This is a genomic window from Streptomyces sp. NPDC007863 (assembly GCF_040633895.1).
Classification (GTDB): Bacteria; Actinomycetota; Actinomycetes; order Streptomycetales; family Streptomycetaceae; genus Streptomyces.
Map to the genome: position 1 here is coordinate 330,918 of NZ_JBEYEI010000007.1, position 14,599 is coordinate 345,516.

Here is a 14,599-nt window from a genome sequence, read left to right on the forward strand (position 1 = left end):
GTCTGCACCCATGTCGGTGGCGGCGACGCGGGCCGAAGTGCTGGCGAAGGCCCCGCGGAGCCGGGATAGTGGGCCCGCGCAGCCCCGTCCGATCGCCGTCCCGTCCTCGACTGGGGGTCCTCGCCATGCCCGGATCAGCCTCACGCCGGACCGTCCTCGCCGCGGCGCTCGCGGCCGCCGCGGGCACCGCGGGAGCCGTGTCGGCCGCGACGGCGGCCGAACCCGGTGACGCGGAGGCGGACACCGCCGCCGCGGCCGCCGGGACCGTCGCCAACCGCTTCTGGTCGACCTTCACCGACTGGCGCTCCGGGACCGCCGAGGGCACCCGGCCCGTCGCCGGGCTCCGCCCCGGCCTGGTCCTGGACGCGCCCCTGGGCCGTACCGACTACACCGACCCGCACACCGGGACGACCTCCGCGTGGGAGTACGCCCGCTGGACCTCGCCCGAGCACACCCCGGCGGTGCCCGCCACCGAGGTGATCGCCTCCTGGAACGCCCGCACGCCGGCCGGCACCTGGATCCAGGTGGAGCTGTCCGGCACCTACTCCGACGGCACGCGGACCCCGTGGTTCGTGATGGGCCGCTGGGCCTCGGGCGACACGGACATCAAGCGGACCTCCGTCGACGACCAGACCGACGGCCGGAGCACCGTCTGGACCGACACCTTCGCCGTCGACGACCCGGCGAGCGGCCTGCGCCTCGCCTCGTACCGCCTCCGGCTCACCCTCCACCGCCGCCCGGGCACCACGCTCACCCCCACGGTGTGGCGGCTCGGCGCGATGGCCTCGGACGTCCCGGACCGCTTCACCGTCCCGGCCTCCGTGCCCGGCCTCGCCCGTGAGCTGACCGTCCCGCGCTACTCGCAGAACACCCACGTCGGCCAGTACCCCGAGTACGACAACGGCGGCGAGGCCTGGTGCAGCCCGACCTCCTCGCAGATGATCGTCGAGTACTGGGGCCGTGAGCCCTCCGCGGCCGACCTGGCCTGGGTGAACCCGGACTACGCCGACCCCCAGGTCTGCCACGCGGCCCGCTCCACCTACGACCACCAGTACTCCGGCTGCGGCAACTGGCCCTTCAACGCCGCCTACGCCGCCGCCTACCCCGACCTGAACGCCGTGGTCACCCGGCTCCGCTCGCTCACCGACCTGGAGACCCTGATCCGCGCCGGGATCCCGGCGATCACCTCCCAGTCCTTCCGCAAGGAGGAACTGACCGGCGCCGGCTACGGCACCGCGGGCCACCTGATGACGGTCATCGGCTTCACCCCCGACGGCGACGTGATCGCGAACGACCCCGCGTCCCCGACCAACGACGCCGTCCGCCGCGTCTACCGCCGCCGCGAGTGGGAGAACATCTGGCTGCGGACGAAGCGGTACAACGCGAGCGGGAAAGTGGTGTCCGGCACAGGCGGGGTCTGCTACCTGTACTTCCCCGACCGGCCGACTCCCGCCCAGCGCAAGGCGCTTCAGGCCGTGGGCGTGCTCTGAGCCGTCCGGGGGCCGGGCGCGGGTGTGAGGGACGTCTCTGGTGGGGGGACGGGGGTCTGGCCCATGGTGGTGGGCATGAGCGCCACCACCACCTTCGCGGCCCGTCTGTTCTCGCGCACGCGCACCGGAGGGCCCCAGGACGACCGGGGTCCCGAGCTCCTGGAGCACGTCCTGGGCTGGACCCTCGTCGTCCTGCTCGCCGTCCTCGTCACCCGCGCGGGCCTCATGTGACCCGGCGGGCGGTCAGCGGGCCCCGCCGCCCGGGGCGACCAGGACGCCGCTGACGCGGACGGTCCGGTCGGCCCAGACCGGACCCGCGGCGAGCCGCGCCCACTCGGGGTCCCGGCGCCCGGGCAGCGTGCGGCCCTGGCTGGCCCAGAGCGAGTACAGCGCCTGGTAGATCGGCGGGTCGGGGTGGACCTGTACGGGGACCGGCGCGGGCACCGGCACGGGGGCGGGGGCGGGGGCGACGACCGTGGGGGTCGGGCTGGGCGGGGGTGCCTCCGGTGCCGGCGCGGTGCCGTCGGAGGCGGGGTCTGAGGGGCCCGGGGCCTCCGGGATCCAGTGAAGAACCGATTCTTCACCGCGCGGTTCGGTCTGCCGATGCCGACCGACTCCGCTGGGTGTGGAGTACAGCGTGGTCATGCCCGGACCAACGCGCCCCGGGGTCGCCGGGTCACCGCTCGACGGATTCGAGCGCCAGTTCGCGCCCTACCCGTCGCTTATCCGGCCCTTATGCGCGCCCCTCCCCGTGCCGCCGTACGCGCCCCGCCCGCGCCCCCGCCCGCGCCGCTGTCCGGGCGCCCGCCCGGCGCACCCGCTCCCGCGCCCCGCGCACGCCTCTGGTCCCCGCCGCGATGCCTGACGTACCGTCAGATCCTCTTCGAGGACCAGGAGGTCAGCCGTGGACGACGACCGGCCCGTCGCGCTCGACGAATACCCCGTGCACCAGGCCCCGCTGTCGATGAAGCACCACGTCAGCGGCGACCGGAACGCCTACGACCGCTGCATCTTCCACGTCTTCGACCACGCCGGCCGCGCCCTGCTCATCGCCGGGCTCGGCGTCTACCCCAACACCGGGGTCGTCGACGCCTACGCCACCCTGCGCACCGGCGACCGGCTGCACGCCGTCCGCGCCTCCGACGCGCTGGGCGACGACCGGATGCGCCTGGAGGTCGGCCCGCTGCGGATCACCGTCGACGAACCCCTCCGCCGCTTCACCCTGAGCTGTGCCGCCGACCCCGCCGACCCCGACGGGCTCTCCTTCGACCTCACCTGGACCGGCGACTTCCCGGCCCTCTGGGAGCCCCACCACCTCCAGCGCACCGGCGGCCGGCTCACCCTCGAAGGCCGCCGCTTCGTCCAGGCCGGGCACTGCGCGGGCACGATCACGGCGGGCGGCGAGCGGTTCGAGGTCACGGCGGGGGAGTGGACCGGGACCCGCGACCGCAGCTGGGGAGTCCGCCCGATCCCCGGCGAAGAGCCCGGCCGGGCCGCCGAGTGGCGCCCCGAGGGCTTCCACTGGCTCTGGATACCCATGCGCTTCGACGACCGCTTCGTCATGGTCGTCGCGCAGGAGGACGCCGACGGCTACCGCACCCTCAATCAGGCGCAGCTCGTCCGCGACGGACAGCGGGACGCCCAACTCGGCTGGCCGCGCACCGAGATCGCCTACCGGTCCGGCACCCGCCACCCCGAGAGCGCCGTCGTCCGCCTCACCGAACCCGCGACCGGCAAGCCCCTGGAGATCGGCGTCGAGATCCTCGCCTCCTCCCCGCTCGCCGTCGGCGCCGGCTACCCGCCCGCCGACGACTGGCAGCACGGCACCTGGCGGGGCCGGGACTGGACCGACCGGCGCGTCTACGACCTCTCCGACCCGGCCGCCCACCCCCTCGCCGCGTACGGCGTCACCGACCACTCCGCCCGCTTCACCCTCGACGGCCGCACCGGCCACGGCATCTTCGAGCACGGCTCCTTCGGCCGCCACGACCCCAGCGGCTTCGCCGACTTCACCTCCACCGCGCCCTGAGGAGAGGTACATGGCCACCGCCCCCCGTCCCCGCACCACCACCCGCGACCCCGAGGAGCTGGCCGCGCGGCTCACCGAGTGGCTCGGCCGCCGGCTGCCCGGGGCCACCGTCTCCGGGCTCGCCGTGCCCGGTTCCAACGGGATGTCCAGCGAGACGCTGCTCTTCGACCTGGAGCACCCGGACGCCCCGGTACGCGGCTGCGCCCTGCGGCTGGCCGCCGACCCCGCCGCGTACACCGTCTTCCCCGTCTACGACATGGCCCGCCAGCACCGGGTGATGGGGCTGGTCGCCGAGCACACCGACGTGCCCGTGCCGCGCGTGCTGTGGCTGGAGGAGGACCCGGAGCCGCTCGGCGCGCCCTTCTTCGTGATGGCCCGCGCCGAGGGACGCGTCCCGCCGGACGTCATGCCCTACACGTACGAGGGGAACTGGCTGCACGCCGCCACCGACGCCCAACGGGCCGTCCTGGAGGCGGAGTCGGTGGGAATCCTGGCCCGCCTCCACGACCGGTTCCCGGTCGAGCAGGCCGCGTTCCTGCTGCCCGAGGGGGAGGGGAGCGCGCTGCGCCGGCACGTCGACGCCCAACGCGCCTACTACGCCTGGGTGGTGGAAGGGCTCGCGCCCTCACCGCTCATCGAGGCCGCCTTCGCGCGCCTGGAGGAGCTGTGGCCGGACGACGAGGGTCCGGCCGTGCTGTGCTGGGGCGACGCCCGGATCGGGAACATCGTCTACGACGGCTTCGTCCCCGCCGCCGTCCTCGACTGGGAGATGGCGGCCTGCGCGCCCCGCGAGGTCGACCTCGGCTGGACCGTCTACCTGCACCGCTTCTTCCAGGACCTGACCGTGGGCTTCGGCCAGCCGGGCCTGCCCGGCTTCCTGCGCCGCGAGGCGGTCGAGCGGCGGTACGCCGAACTGACCGGGCACACCCCGCGCGCGATGGAGTTCCACACCCTGTACGCGGCGCTGCGGCACGCGATCGTGATGCTGAGGATCGCGTACCGGCAGGCGTACTTCGGCGAGGTCGAGGTCCCCGCGGACCCCGACCGGCTGATCCTGCACCACGCCACGCTCGCGGCGATGGTGCGGGGAAGCTACTGGACCGACGGGGACTAGGGCCCGGGCGTCAGGCCGCGCGGCGCAGCTGCGCCGCGCGGATCGGCCGCGAGCCGGGGCCGCCGATGTGCGAGAACGGCTGGGTCCGCCAGTCGAGCCCCTGGGGGAGCGTCAGCAGGAGCGCGGTGTCCTGCTCCTGGACGCCCGCCTCGGCGTCGGCGGAGTCCGTCTCGTCCGCGGCCATGCCGGTGCCCGGGCAGACCGTCAGGGTGAAGGGATTCCACGGCGACGGGCAGAGCGCGTGCTCGGGCAGCGCGTCCTCGTCGGCGAGCAGCGCGATCGGCTGGTCGCACTCCGGGCACACCACCCGGTACATCTCAAAGGTGTCGTACGCGTCGAGCTCGTCTGACGGCTCGACGGAATCAACGGGCTCCTGCATGGAGAATCTCCCCCTCGGACCGGTCGGCCGATACTGTGCGGCCGGGACCACAGCAAGCCCTTCCCATACGGAACTCCGCATAATCGTGAGCGGGACGCGGATGCCCCTGGCAAACCTGTGGCGTTCGTCACACGCCTGTCGCAGGTGCCCCGTGAAGGCCCATAGCGGGCTATAAGGCTCCCTCCCGGCTGGGCCCGGGACCCTTCGGCGCAATAGGGTCGGCGCATGGAGGAGCTGGATCGTCAGATCGTCGAGTTGCTCGTCAAGGACGGGCGCATGAGCTACACCGACCTGGGCAAGGCCACCGGCCTGTCCACGTCGGCCGTGCATCAGCGCGTCCGCCGGCTGGAGCAGCGCGGAGTCATCCGCGGCTATGCCGCCGTCGTCGACCCCGAGGCGGTGGGCCTGCCGCTGACCGCGTTCATCTCGGTCAAACCCTTCGACCCCAGCGCCCCCGACGACACTCCCGACCGGCTCGCCGACATCCCCGAGATCGAGGCCTGCCACAGCGTCGCCGGTGACGAGAACTACATCCTCAAGGTCCGGGTCGCCACGCCCCTGGAGCTGGAGCACCTGCTCAGCCGGATCCGCTCCCAGGCGCACGTCTCCAGCCGCACCACCGTCGTCCTGTCCACCCCGTACGAAGCCAGGCCGCCCCGCATTTAGCCTGGTCGCATGAGCGAAAGCCTGATTCCCGGCGAACACCGCACCGTGCTGCTGCGCGGTGGAGAAGTCCACAGCCCCGCCGACCCCTTCGCCACCGCCATGGTGGTGGAGCGCGGTCACATCGCCTGGGTCGGCGAGGAGGGCGCCGCCGACGCCTTCGCCTCCGGCGTGGACGAGGTGATCGACCTGGAGGGCGCGCTCGTCACCCCGGCCTTCGTGGACGCCCACGTCCACACCACGGCCACCGGCTTCGCCCTCACCGGCCTCGACCTCTCCTCCGCCGCCTCGCTCGCCGAGGCGGCGGAGCTGATCCGCTCCCACGCCGCCGCCCGCCCCGGGGACCGCATCCTCATCGGGCACGGCTGGGACGCCTCCCGCTGGCCCGAGCGGCGCCCGCTCACCCGCGAGGAGCTCGACGGCCTCACCGGCGGCCGTCCGCTCTACCTCACCCGGATCGACGTCCACTCGGCCGTCGTCACCACCGCGCTGCTCGACCTCGTCCCCGGCGTACGGGAGCTCGACGGCTTCCACGAGGGGCGCGCGCCCCTCACCGGCGACGCCCACCACGCCGTGCGGGCGGCGGCCTTCGCCGCCGTCTCCCCGGCCCAGCGCGCCGAGGCGCAGCGCGCCGCGCGCGCCCACGCCGCCTCCCTCGGCATCGGCACCCTGCACGAGTGCGGCGGGCCGCAGATCTCCTCCGAGGACGACTTCACGGGCCTCCTGGACCTCGCCCGCGGCGAGCCCGGCCCCCGGGTGGTCGGCTACTGGGCCGACCTGGACATCGAGCGGGCCCGGGCGCTCGGCGCCCTCGGCGCGGCCGGCGACCTCTTCGCCGACGGCTCCCTCGGCTCGCACACCGCCTGCCTCCACGAGCCGTACGCGGACTCCGCCGGTCACACCGGAGCCGCCCACCTGGACGCCGCCGCGGTCGCCGCGCACGTCGTCGCCTGCACCGAGGCGGGGCTCCAGGCCGGCTTCCACGCCATCGGCGACGCCGCGGTCGGCGCCGTGGTGGACGGCGTCAGGGCCGCCTCCGAGAAGCTCGGCCTGGCCCGCGTCCGGGCCGCCCGGCACCGCGTCGAGCACGCCGAGATGCTCACCCCCGAGACGGTCGCCGCCTTCGCCGAGCTCGGTCTGACCGCCTCCGTCCAGCCCGCCTTCGACGCCCTGTGGGGCGGCGAGGACGGGATGTACGCCGAGCGGCTCGGCGCCGAGCGCGCCCGCACCCTCAACCCGTACGCGGCCCTGCTGCGGGCCGGCGTGCCGCTGGCCTTCGGCTCGGACAGCCCGGTCACCCCGCTCGACCCGTGGGGGACCGTCCGGGCCGCCGCCTTCCACCGCACCCCCGAGCACCGGATCTCGGTGCGGGCCGCCTTCACCGCCCACACGCGCGGCGGCTGGCGCGCGGTCGGCCGGGACGACGCGGGCATCCTGGTGCCGGGCGCGCCCGCCGACTACGCGGTCTGGCGGACCGGCGACCTGGTCGTCCAGGCGCCCGACGACCGGGTGGCCCGCTGGTCCACCGACCCCAGGTCCGGTACGCCCGGTCTGCCCGATCTGACCCCCGGGGTCGACCTCCCCGTCTGCCTGCGGACGGTGGTGTACGGACAGACGGTTTTCGTACGGCCGAACGAGTGATGTGCGGTTGACGACCACCCGGATGTACGCACCACGGGTTCGTCCCCGACCTGCGGATCTCCCCGCCCGGCCTGCGGCTTCTCGGGAACCCCGCAGGTCAAACGGGTGTTGACAGCCGACCGTCATGGCCCGGTAGGTTCTCCCGCGTCCACCACAGGACGTCCGACCGGACCACGCCTCCTCGCCCGCGCCGACCGCCGCCCGCGCCTCGGCCGCGAGGGAAGGTTTCACCGGCGGAAGGTGCGACCCGGGTGGGGCCCGGACGTTCAGTAGACAACGGCCTTGTGTCGATCCGCAGCCGGCGGGTCCCGGGTCGGACCGAAGGACGTCGGGCCCCGCACCGCACTCCGCGCCGGGGTCGCACGTCTCACACCCCGCAGGACCAGACCACGTCAAAGACCTCGCTAAGGTGGGGGCCTGTGTCTGTATCCGAAGGGGCAGTAGTGAACGACGGTGGCGTGAGGCGTTACGGCCCGCTCGGCAAGGCCTTGGTGATCATTCCGACCTACAACGAGGCGGACAACATCAGGCCGATCGTCGCGCGGGTGCGGGAGGCCGTCCCTGAGGCGCACATCCTCGTCGCCGACGACAACAGCCCCGACGGCACGGGCAAGTTCGCCGACGAGCTCGCGGCCGACGACGACCACGTCCACGTCCTGCACCGCAAGGGCAAGGAGGGGCTGGGCGCCGCCTACCTCGCGGGCTTCCGCTGGGGCATGGAGAACGGCTACGAGGTCCTCGTCGAGATGGACGCCGACGGCTCCCACCAGCCCGAGGAGCTGCCCCGCCTGCTCACCGCGCTCAAGGGCGCCGACCTGGTCCTCGGCTCCCGCTGGGTGCCCGGCGGCCGGATCGTGAACTGGCCGAAGTCCCGCGAGTTCATCTCGCGCGGCGGCAGCCTGTACTCCCGCCTGATGCTCGACGTCCCGATCCGCGACGTCACCGGCGGCTACCGCGCCTTCCGCAAAGAGACCCTGGAGGGCCTCGGCCTGGAGGACGTCGCCTCGGCCGGCTACTGCTTCCAGGTCGACCTCGCCCGCCGCGCCGTCGCCGCCGGCTTCCACGTCGTCGAGGTCCCCATCACCTTCGTCGAGCGCGAGATCGGCGACTCCAAGATGAGCCGGAACATCGTCGTCGAGGCGCTGTGGCGGGTCACCGGCTGGGGCGTCACCGCCCGCGCCGAGAAGCTCTCCAAGGCCCTGGGCCGCAAGAACGCCTGACGTCGCGGACGCCCGGCCCCCGCGGGGGCCGGGCTGATCTTTTCCTTACGACGTTTTTCCGGGGTGCCAGGCACACTGGAGCGCATGACGACCGGCGTACCGTCCTCTTCCGCTCCCCGGCGCTCCCGGGCGCGCACCCTGCTGCCGCTGGGCCTGGCCGCCTGGCTGGTCCTGGAGATCTGGCTGCTCACCGTCGTGGCGAACGCGGCGGGCGGGCTGACCGTGCTGCTCCTGCTCATCGGCGGCGCCGTGCTCGGCACCGTGGTGATCAAGCGGGCCGGGCGCCGGGCCTTCGCCAACCTCACCTCCACCTTCCAGCAGGCCCAGGCCGCCGCCCAGAGCGGTACGGCTCCGGCCGCGGCCGACCGCAAGGGCGCCGAGGACCGCAACGGCTTCCTGATGCTCGGCGGGCTGCTCCTGATGATCCCCGGGTTCCTCTCCGACGCCGCCGGGCTGCTGCTGCTCGTGCCCCCGGTGCGGACGGCCCTCGGGCGCGCCGCGGAGCGGGTGGTCGAGCGCCGGATGGCCGCCGCACCTCCCGGCAGCCTCCAGGACGCCTTCCAGCAGGCCCGTATGCACCGCCCGGACGGGAAGGTCGTGCAGGGTGAGGTCATCCGTGACGACGCCCCCCAGGGGCCGTACGGCCCCGCCGACGACCGCCGCCCGCCGCTGATGCCCTGACCCCGCCCCGCGTACGTACGGCTTCCGCGTACGTGCGGGTGCGGCAACGCCGAGGGGCCCGGTACACGGATCGTGTACCGGGCCCCTCGGCGTTGCTCTCGCCGGTCGTCCGTCAGGCGGACTTGCGGCTGTCGCGCGGATGCACCGCGATGTTCATGGCGCCGGAGCGCAGGACGGCCAGCCTCTCGGCGAGGACCTCCTCCAGCTCCTCACGGGTACGCCGCTCCATGAGCATGTCCCAGTGCGTACGCGCCGGCTTGCCCTTCTTCTCCTCGGGTCCGTCGCCGTCCACCAGGAGAGCCTGGATTCCGCAGACCTTGCATTCCCACTCCGGCGGAATTTCCGCCTCCACCGAGAAGGGCATCTCAAAACGATGGCCCTTCTCGCATGCGTACTCCACGGCCTGGCGAGGTGCCAGATCGATGCCGCGGTCGGTCTCGTAGCTGGTCACCACGAGGCGCGTGCCGCGAAGAGCTCGCTCACTCATGAATCGTGCCTCCCGGGCTTGTCGCCCACAGGACAGGTGTCGCTGTCGTCGTCATCCGGTCAACGTCCGGTCGGCGAGAAAGATTCCCGTTCCGGGTAATGCGTCGCCCGTCGTGCCGCCCCTTGTTGTACCCACCAGTGCCCGATTTGTCACATCTGGCGGCAGATGTGACTCGTGGTCTTCACCAAAGCAGCACGCAGTAACGGTCCGCCTGGCAGGCCAAACGCGTACACTACCGGCCTTTCACTTCCGCGTCTAAATTCGCTCGGGTACGACATTCCCCGCCTCCCGTGCCGCCTCGCGCACCGGCACCCGCGCGAGGAGGACGAATCCGGCCACGAAGAAGATCACGAGGGAGATGATGGCAGCTCGATAGCTTCCGGTCAGCTGGTTCACGAGCCCGAACACGAGCGGGCCGAGCCAGCTCAGTCCCCGGTCGCTCAGCTCGTACGCCGAGAAGTACTCCGCCTCCTTGCCCTCCGGCACCGTGTGCGAGAACAGCGAGCGCGACAGCGCCTGCGTCCCGCCCATCACCAGGCCGATGGCCGCCGCCAGGCAGTAGAAGAAGACCGGCGCCCCGGCGGGCAGGAAGTACCCCGCCAGCAGGATGAGCGTCCACACGACCAGCGCGCCCAGGATCGTCCGCTTGGCCCCGTGCGTCCGGGCGAGCCGACCCATCGCGAGCGCCCCGGCCACCGCGAGCACCTGCACCAGCAGGACCGCCGTGATGAGCGTCGTCTGCTCCAGGCCCAGCTCGTTCTTCCCGAAGACCGCCGCCTGCGAGATCACCGTCTGGACCCCGTCGTTGTAGACCAGGTAGGCGAGCAGGAAGGCGAGCGTCTTCGGGTGGTTGCGCATGTCCACGAGCGTCGCCCGCAGCTGGCGCCACCCGGCCCCCACCGCGCCCGTCCCGTCGCCCTTCGCCGCCTCCCCGGAGGGCGGCAGCCGCCGGTCGCGCAGCCGCCGCAGCGGGATCAGCGCGAAGGCGCCCCACCAGAGCCCGGCGGAGGCCAGGCAGATCCTGACCGCCTCGCCCGCCGACAGGCCGAAGGACTCGTGGCCCGAGTACAGGACCAGGTTGAGCACCAGGACCAGCGCGCCCGAGGTGTAGCCGAAGGCCCAGCCGCGCGAGGAGACCGCGTCCCGCTCCTCCGGCTCGGAGATCTGCGGCAGGTAGGAGTTGTAGAGCATCATCGACACCGCGAGCGCGGCGTTCGCCACGACCAGCAGCAGGGCGCCGAGCAGATAGCGGTCGTCCTTCAGGAAGAACATGCAGGTCGTCGCGCCCGCGCCGATGTAGGCGGCGGCCGCGAGCAGCGGCTTCTTCCGGCCCGAGCGGTCGGCCGCCGCGCTCACCAGCGGCATCGCGACGATGGCCACCACGAGCGACAGGGACACCGCGTAGGCGAAGAGCGAGTCGACGTGCACCGGTATGCCGAGCGGGTACACGTGCGTCCCGCCGCCGGCCGCCGACTTCGCCAGCTCGTTCAGGTACGGACCCAGGAACACGGTCACGACACTGGTCGAGTAGACGGAGCAGGCGAAGTCGTAGAAGTACCAGCCGCGCTGCTCCCGTCTGCGCTCGGCCGGATCGGTGATGGGCCCCTCGGGCCCGGTCGTCTCGGCGGTCACGGCCGCACGCCCCCCTCGCTCGTCCCCGTCCCGGGGACGCCCGCTCGCCCTCAGGTCCATGCCCCGCGGGCGGTGAGGACCTCGCGCAGCGTCTCCAGATGATCGGTCATGATGCCATCGACCCCCAGGTCGAGGAGAGAGTCCATGCGCTCCGGATCGTTCACGGTCCACACGTGCACCTGGAGGCCGCGCGCGTGCGCCGCCCGGACGAAACGGCGGTCCACCACGCGCACCCCGCCCTGCGTCTCCGGGACCTGCGCCGCCACCGCGCCGGCCCGCAGCGGGGCCGGCAGGCCGAGCGACCGCAGCCGCAGCGCCGCGACGCCGGTCACGCCGTACGAGGTGGCCAGGCGCGGGCCCGCGAGGCGCTGGGCGCGAGCGATCCGGGCCTCGGTGAAGGAGCTGACCAGGACCCGGTCCCAGGCGTCGGTGCGGGCGATCAGGTCCACCAGGGGGGCCAGCGCCGACTCGGTCTTCAGGTCCACGTTCCAGCGGGCCTCGGGGAACTCCTGGAGCAGGTCCTCGAAGAGCGGAAGCGGCTCCTTGCCGGCCACCCGGGCCTCCCGCACCGCCGCCCACGGCAGGTCCCGGATCCGGCCGGCGGTGTCCGTCACCCGGTCCAGGGTCGCGTCGTGGAAGGCGACGAGGACGCCGTCGGCGGTGGTGTGCACATCGGTCTCGAAATACCGGTAGCCCGCCGCGGCGGCCCGGCGGAAGGCGGCCGCGGTGTTCTCCAGGCCGTCCGCCGTGCCGCCCCGGTGGGCGAAGGGCAGCGGATGCGGGTGGTCTAGGTAGGGGTGTCGTACGCGAGTCACCGCCGCAGTATGGCGCCTTCCGGTGACCGCGGGGTGACGGCCGCGTCGACGGGCCGCGGCTCCGGGACCGCGAAGAAGCGGAGGAAGAACTGGGCGAGCGGGCCGATCGACAGCGCGTACAGGAGCGTGCCGACGCCGACCGAGCCGCCGAGCAGGAAGCCGGTGGTCACCACCGCCACCTCGATCAGGGTCCTGGTCAGCCGGATCGACCGGCCGGTCACCCGGTGCAGCCCCGTCATCAGTCCGTCGCGCGGGCCAGGACCGAAGCGGGCCGCGATGTACAGACCCGTCGCCAGGCCGTTCAGCACGATGCCGAGGACCATGAGGGAGATCCGGGCCACGAGTCCGTGGCCGTCCGGGAGCAGCGCCAGGGTGCCGTCCATGGCCAGGCCGATCACGAAGACGTTCGACACCGTGCCCAGGCCCGGACGCTGCCGGATCGGGATCCACAGCAGCAGCACGACGGCGCCCACGATGATCGACACCACCCCGATCGTCAGCCCGGTCAGCCCGGCTAGGCCCTGGTGGAGCACGTTCCACGGCTCCATGCCGAGCCCCGCCCTGACCAGCAGGGCCGAGCTGGCCCCGTACAGCGTGAGGCCGGCGTACAGCTGGACCAGCCGGCGGGTCAGATGCCGGCCGTGCGAGCCGGTGGCGATGGACATGGACGTGCCCCCCTGGGGTGGTGTTCGGCAGTGGATCGCGGCCCGCTGTGGTGTGAGTGGACCGACCCATGACACTCTGTGGCGGGAGAACGGATGCCAACCATGGCCAATTCGAGGAAGGTGGACTGATTTCCATGGCTCAGTGGACTTCGGCCGTCGGGGCCGCCCAGCTCGCCCGGCAGCTCCAGGCGCAGCAGCCCCGTCCCGCGGGCCCCGGCGCCCGGAAGCCGCCCGCCTACCGCGCCCTCGCCGACGGCATCCGCCTGCTCGTCCTGGAGGGCCGGGTGCCGGTCGCCGCCCGGCTGCCCGCCGAGCGGGAACTCGCGCTCGCCCTCACCGTCAGCCGCACCACCGTCGCCGCCGCCTACGAGGCGCTGCGCACCGAGGGCTTCCTGGAGTCCCGGCGCGGCGCCGGCAGCTGGACCGCCGTCCCGGCCGGCAACCCGCTGCCCGCGCGCGGCCTCGAACCGCTGCCGCCCGAGACCCTCGGCTCCCTCATCGACCTCGGCTGCGCCGCGCTGCCCGCCCCCGAGCCCTGGCTGACCCGCAGCGTCCAGGGCGCCCTGGAGGAACTGCCGCCGTACGCGCACACCCACGGCGACTACCCCGCCGGGCTCCCCGCGCTGCGCGCCACGCTCGCCGAGCGCTACACCGCCCGGGGCATCCCGACGATGCCCGAGCAGATCATGGTCACCACCGGCGCGATGGGCGCCATCGACGCCATCTGCCACCTCTTCGCCGGGCGCGGCGAGCGGATCGCCGTCGAGTCCCCCTCGTACGCGAACATCCTCCAGCTCATGCGGGAGGCGGGCGCCCGGCTGGTCCCCGTCGCCATGGGCGAGGGGCTCGGCAGCTGGGACCTGGGCCGCTGGCGCCAGGTCATGCGGGAGGCCGCGCCCCGCCTCGCGTACGTGGTCGCCGACTTCCACAACCCGACCGGCGCCCTCGCCGACGAGGATCAGCGCCGGGGTCTCGTGGAGGCCGCCAGGGCGGCCGGCACCGTCCTGGTCGTCGACGAGACCATGACCGAGCTGCACCTCGACGCGGACGTGGAGATGCCCCGCCCGGTCTGCGCCTTCGACCCGGCCGGCTCCACCGTCCTCACCGTGGGCTCGGCGAGCAAGGCGTTCTGGGCCGGGATGCGGATCGGCTGGGTCCGGGCCGCGCCCGACGTCATCCGCTCCCTCGTCGCCGCCCGCGCCTACGCCGACCTGGGCACCCCGGTCCTGGAGCAGCTCGGCGTCAACTGGCTGATGCGCACCGGCGGCTGGGAGAAGGCCGTCGACCTGCGCAGGGCGCAGGCGCGCGAGAACCGGGACGCCCTCGTCGCGGCGGTCCGCCGGGAGCTGCCGGAGTGGGAGTTCGAGGTGCCGAAGGGCGGTCTGACGCTCTGGGTGCGCACCGGCGGGCTCTCCGGTTCCCGGGTGGCGGAGGCGGGCGAGCGGGTCGGCGTCCGCGTCCCCTCCGGCCCCCGCTTCGGCGTCGACGGAGCCTTCGAGGGGTACGTCCGGCTGCCGTTCACCGTCGGCGGCCCGGTCGCCGAGGAGGCCGCCGTCCGGCTGGCCGCGGCGGCCCGGCTGGTCGAGTCGGGGCTGGGTGCGGGCGTGGAGCCGCCGAGGACGTTCGTGGCCTGAGCGATGGGCGGGGCCACGCGCGCGTGGAGACGGTGAAGGCCGGTACGGACCTGGGGTCCGTACCGGCCTTCACCCGCTACAGGAAACGGGGACCGGGAAGCCGGCTGCGGGATGACGTGTCCGGGATACGGGCACCAGGTAGCGGGATA

15 protein-coding genes are annotated in these 14,599 nt (G+C 73.6%); 9 read left to right on the forward strand and 6 right to left on the reverse strand.

Annotation, left to right across the window (positions count from 1 at the left end):
• Positions 1–125 precede the first annotated feature (125 nt).
• Together ABZ621_RS14270 and ABZ621_RS14275 are read left to right on the forward strand one after the other, a co-directional pair.
• The gene (locus ABZ621_RS14270) at positions 126–1,490 is read left to right on the forward strand and encodes a peptidase C39 family protein (RefSeq protein WP_360604114.1); all 1,365 of its coding nucleotides are present in this window, start codon (positions 126–128) and stop codon (positions 1,488–1,490) included.
• Between the two features lie 75 nt (positions 1,491–1,565).
• Positions 1,566–1,721 carry an SCO1431 family membrane protein gene (locus ABZ621_RS14275; RefSeq protein WP_169092785.1) on the forward strand — a complete coding sequence of 52 codons (156 nt, stop codon included), beginning with the start codon at positions 1,566–1,568 and terminating at the stop codon, positions 1,719–1,721.
• A gap of 12 nt (positions 1,722–1,733) precedes the next feature.
• On the opposite strand, the gene ABZ621_RS14280 is transcribed toward ABZ621_RS14275, so the two are convergent.
• Positions 1,734–1,940: a hypothetical protein gene (locus ABZ621_RS14280; RefSeq protein ID WP_360604168.1), complete on the reverse strand. Its 207-nt coding sequence runs from the start codon at positions 1,938–1,940 to the stop codon at positions 1,734–1,736.
• A gap of 454 nt (positions 1,941–2,394) precedes the next feature.
• On the opposite strand from ABZ621_RS14280, the gene ABZ621_RS14285 reads away from it, so the two are divergent.
• A complete protein-coding gene (locus ABZ621_RS14285) occupies positions 2,395–3,519 on the forward strand; it encodes a hypothetical protein (protein ID WP_360604116.1) in 1,125 nt (374 codons plus the stop codon).
• 10 nt (positions 3,520–3,529) lie between these two features.
• Positions 3,530–4,633 carry a phosphotransferase family protein gene (locus tag ABZ621_RS14290; protein WP_360604118.1) on the forward strand — a complete coding sequence of 368 codons (1,104 nt, stop codon included), beginning with the start codon at positions 3,530–3,532 and terminating at the stop codon, positions 4,631–4,633.
• Between the two features lie 10 nt (positions 4,634–4,643).
• Here the strand turns inward: ABZ621_RS14290 and ABZ621_RS14295 are convergent, their stop codons facing one another.
• Positions 4,644–5,012, reverse strand: coding sequence for a hypothetical protein (locus ABZ621_RS14295; RefSeq protein WP_360604120.1), 369 nt, complete (start codon positions 5,010–5,012; stop codon positions 4,644–4,646).
• Between the two features lie 225 nt (positions 5,013–5,237).
• Between ABZ621_RS14295 and ABZ621_RS14300 the strand changes: the two genes are divergently transcribed.
• The 4 genes from ABZ621_RS14300 (at position 5,238) to fxsA (ending at position 9,217) form a co-directional block, all read left to right on the forward strand.
• Entirely contained in the window at positions 5,238–5,678 is a 441-nt protein-coding gene (locus ABZ621_RS14300; protein WP_030493658.1) for an Lrp/AsnC family transcriptional regulator, read from the forward strand.
• 9 nt (positions 5,679–5,687) lie between these two features.
• Positions 5,688–7,316: an amidohydrolase gene (locus ABZ621_RS14305; RefSeq protein WP_360604122.1), complete on the forward strand. Its 1,629-nt coding sequence runs from the start codon at positions 5,688–5,690 to the stop codon at positions 7,314–7,316.
• A 443-nt stretch (positions 7,317–7,759) separates the two neighbouring features.
• Entirely contained in the window at positions 7,760–8,536 is a 777-nt protein-coding gene (locus ABZ621_RS14310; protein WP_360604124.1) for a polyprenol monophosphomannose synthase, read from the forward strand.
• An 84-nt stretch (positions 8,537–8,620) separates the two neighbouring features.
• On the forward strand, positions 8,621–9,217 hold the full coding sequence (gene fxsA / locus ABZ621_RS14315) for an FxsA family membrane protein (RefSeq protein WP_360604126.1): 597 nt from the start codon (positions 8,621–8,623) through the stop codon (positions 9,215–9,217).
• Between the two features lie 112 nt (positions 9,218–9,329).
• On the opposite strand, the gene ABZ621_RS14320 is transcribed toward fxsA, so the two are convergent.
• From ABZ621_RS14320 to ABZ621_RS14335, 4 genes are all read right to left on the reverse strand, one after another.
• Positions 9,330–9,704 (reverse strand): RNA polymerase-binding protein RbpA, encoded by a 375-nt coding sequence (locus tag ABZ621_RS14320; RefSeq protein ID WP_015032218.1) that lies wholly within the window; start codon positions 9,702–9,704, stop codon positions 9,330–9,332.
• 255 nt (positions 9,705–9,959) lie between these two features.
• The gene (locus ABZ621_RS14325; RefSeq protein ID WP_360604128.1) at positions 9,960–11,336 is read right to left on the reverse strand and encodes an MFS transporter; all 1,377 of its coding nucleotides are present in this window, start codon (positions 11,334–11,336) and stop codon (positions 9,960–9,962) included.
• Positions 11,337–11,386: 50 nt separating this feature from the next.
• Positions 11,387–12,151, reverse strand: coding sequence for a glycerophosphodiester phosphodiesterase (locus ABZ621_RS14330; protein ID WP_360604130.1), 765 nt, complete (start codon positions 12,149–12,151; stop codon positions 11,387–11,389).
• Positions 12,148–12,816 carry a hypothetical protein gene (locus ABZ621_RS14335; protein ID WP_360604132.1) on the reverse strand — a complete coding sequence of 223 codons (669 nt, stop codon included), beginning with the start codon at positions 12,814–12,816 and terminating at the stop codon, positions 12,148–12,150. The genes ABZ621_RS14330 and ABZ621_RS14335 overlap by 4 nt, the downstream gene beginning before the upstream one ends.
• A 134-nt stretch (positions 12,817–12,950) precedes the next feature.
• Between ABZ621_RS14335 and ABZ621_RS14340 the strand changes: the two genes are divergently transcribed.
• Positions 12,951–14,450, forward strand: a complete 1,500-nt coding sequence (locus tag ABZ621_RS14340) for a PLP-dependent aminotransferase family protein (protein WP_360604134.1) — start codon at positions 12,951–12,953, stop codon at positions 14,448–14,450.
• Positions 14,451–14,599: the final 149 nt, after the last annotated feature.

Coding starts and splice junctions, on each gene's coding strand:
- ABZ621_RS14340 (WP_360604134.1), top strand. CDS start 12,951: ATGGCTCAGTGGACTTCGGCCGTCGGGGCCGCCCAGCTCGCCCGGCAG.
- ABZ621_RS14275 (WP_169092785.1), top strand. CDS start 1,566: ATGAGCGCCACCACCACCTTCGCGGCCCGTCTGTTCTCGCGCACGCGC.
- ABZ621_RS14270 (WP_360604114.1), top strand. CDS start 126: ATGCCCGGATCAGCCTCACGCCGGACCGTCCTCGCCGCGGCGCTCGCG.
- ABZ621_RS14290 (WP_360604118.1), top strand. CDS start 3,530: ATGGCCACCGCCCCCCGTCCCCGCACCACCACCCGCGACCCCGAGGAG.
- ABZ621_RS14295 (WP_360604120.1), bottom strand. CDS start 5,012: ATGCAGGAGCCCGTTGATTCCGTCGAGCCGTCAGACGAGCTCGACGCG.
- ABZ621_RS14320 (WP_015032218.1), bottom strand. CDS start 9,704: ATGAGTGAGCGAGCTCTTCGCGGCACGCGCCTCGTGGTGACCAGCTAC.
- ABZ621_RS14335 (WP_360604132.1), bottom strand. CDS start 12,816: ATGTCCATCGCCACCGGCTCGCACGGCCGGCATCTGACCCGCCGGCTG.
- ABZ621_RS14300 (WP_030493658.1), top strand. CDS start 5,238: ATGGAGGAGCTGGATCGTCAGATCGTCGAGTTGCTCGTCAAGGACGGG.
- ABZ621_RS14305 (WP_360604122.1), top strand. CDS start 5,688: ATGAGCGAAAGCCTGATTCCCGGCGAACACCGCACCGTGCTGCTGCGC.
- fxsA (WP_360604126.1), top strand. CDS start 8,621: ATGACGACCGGCGTACCGTCCTCTTCCGCTCCCCGGCGCTCCCGGGCG.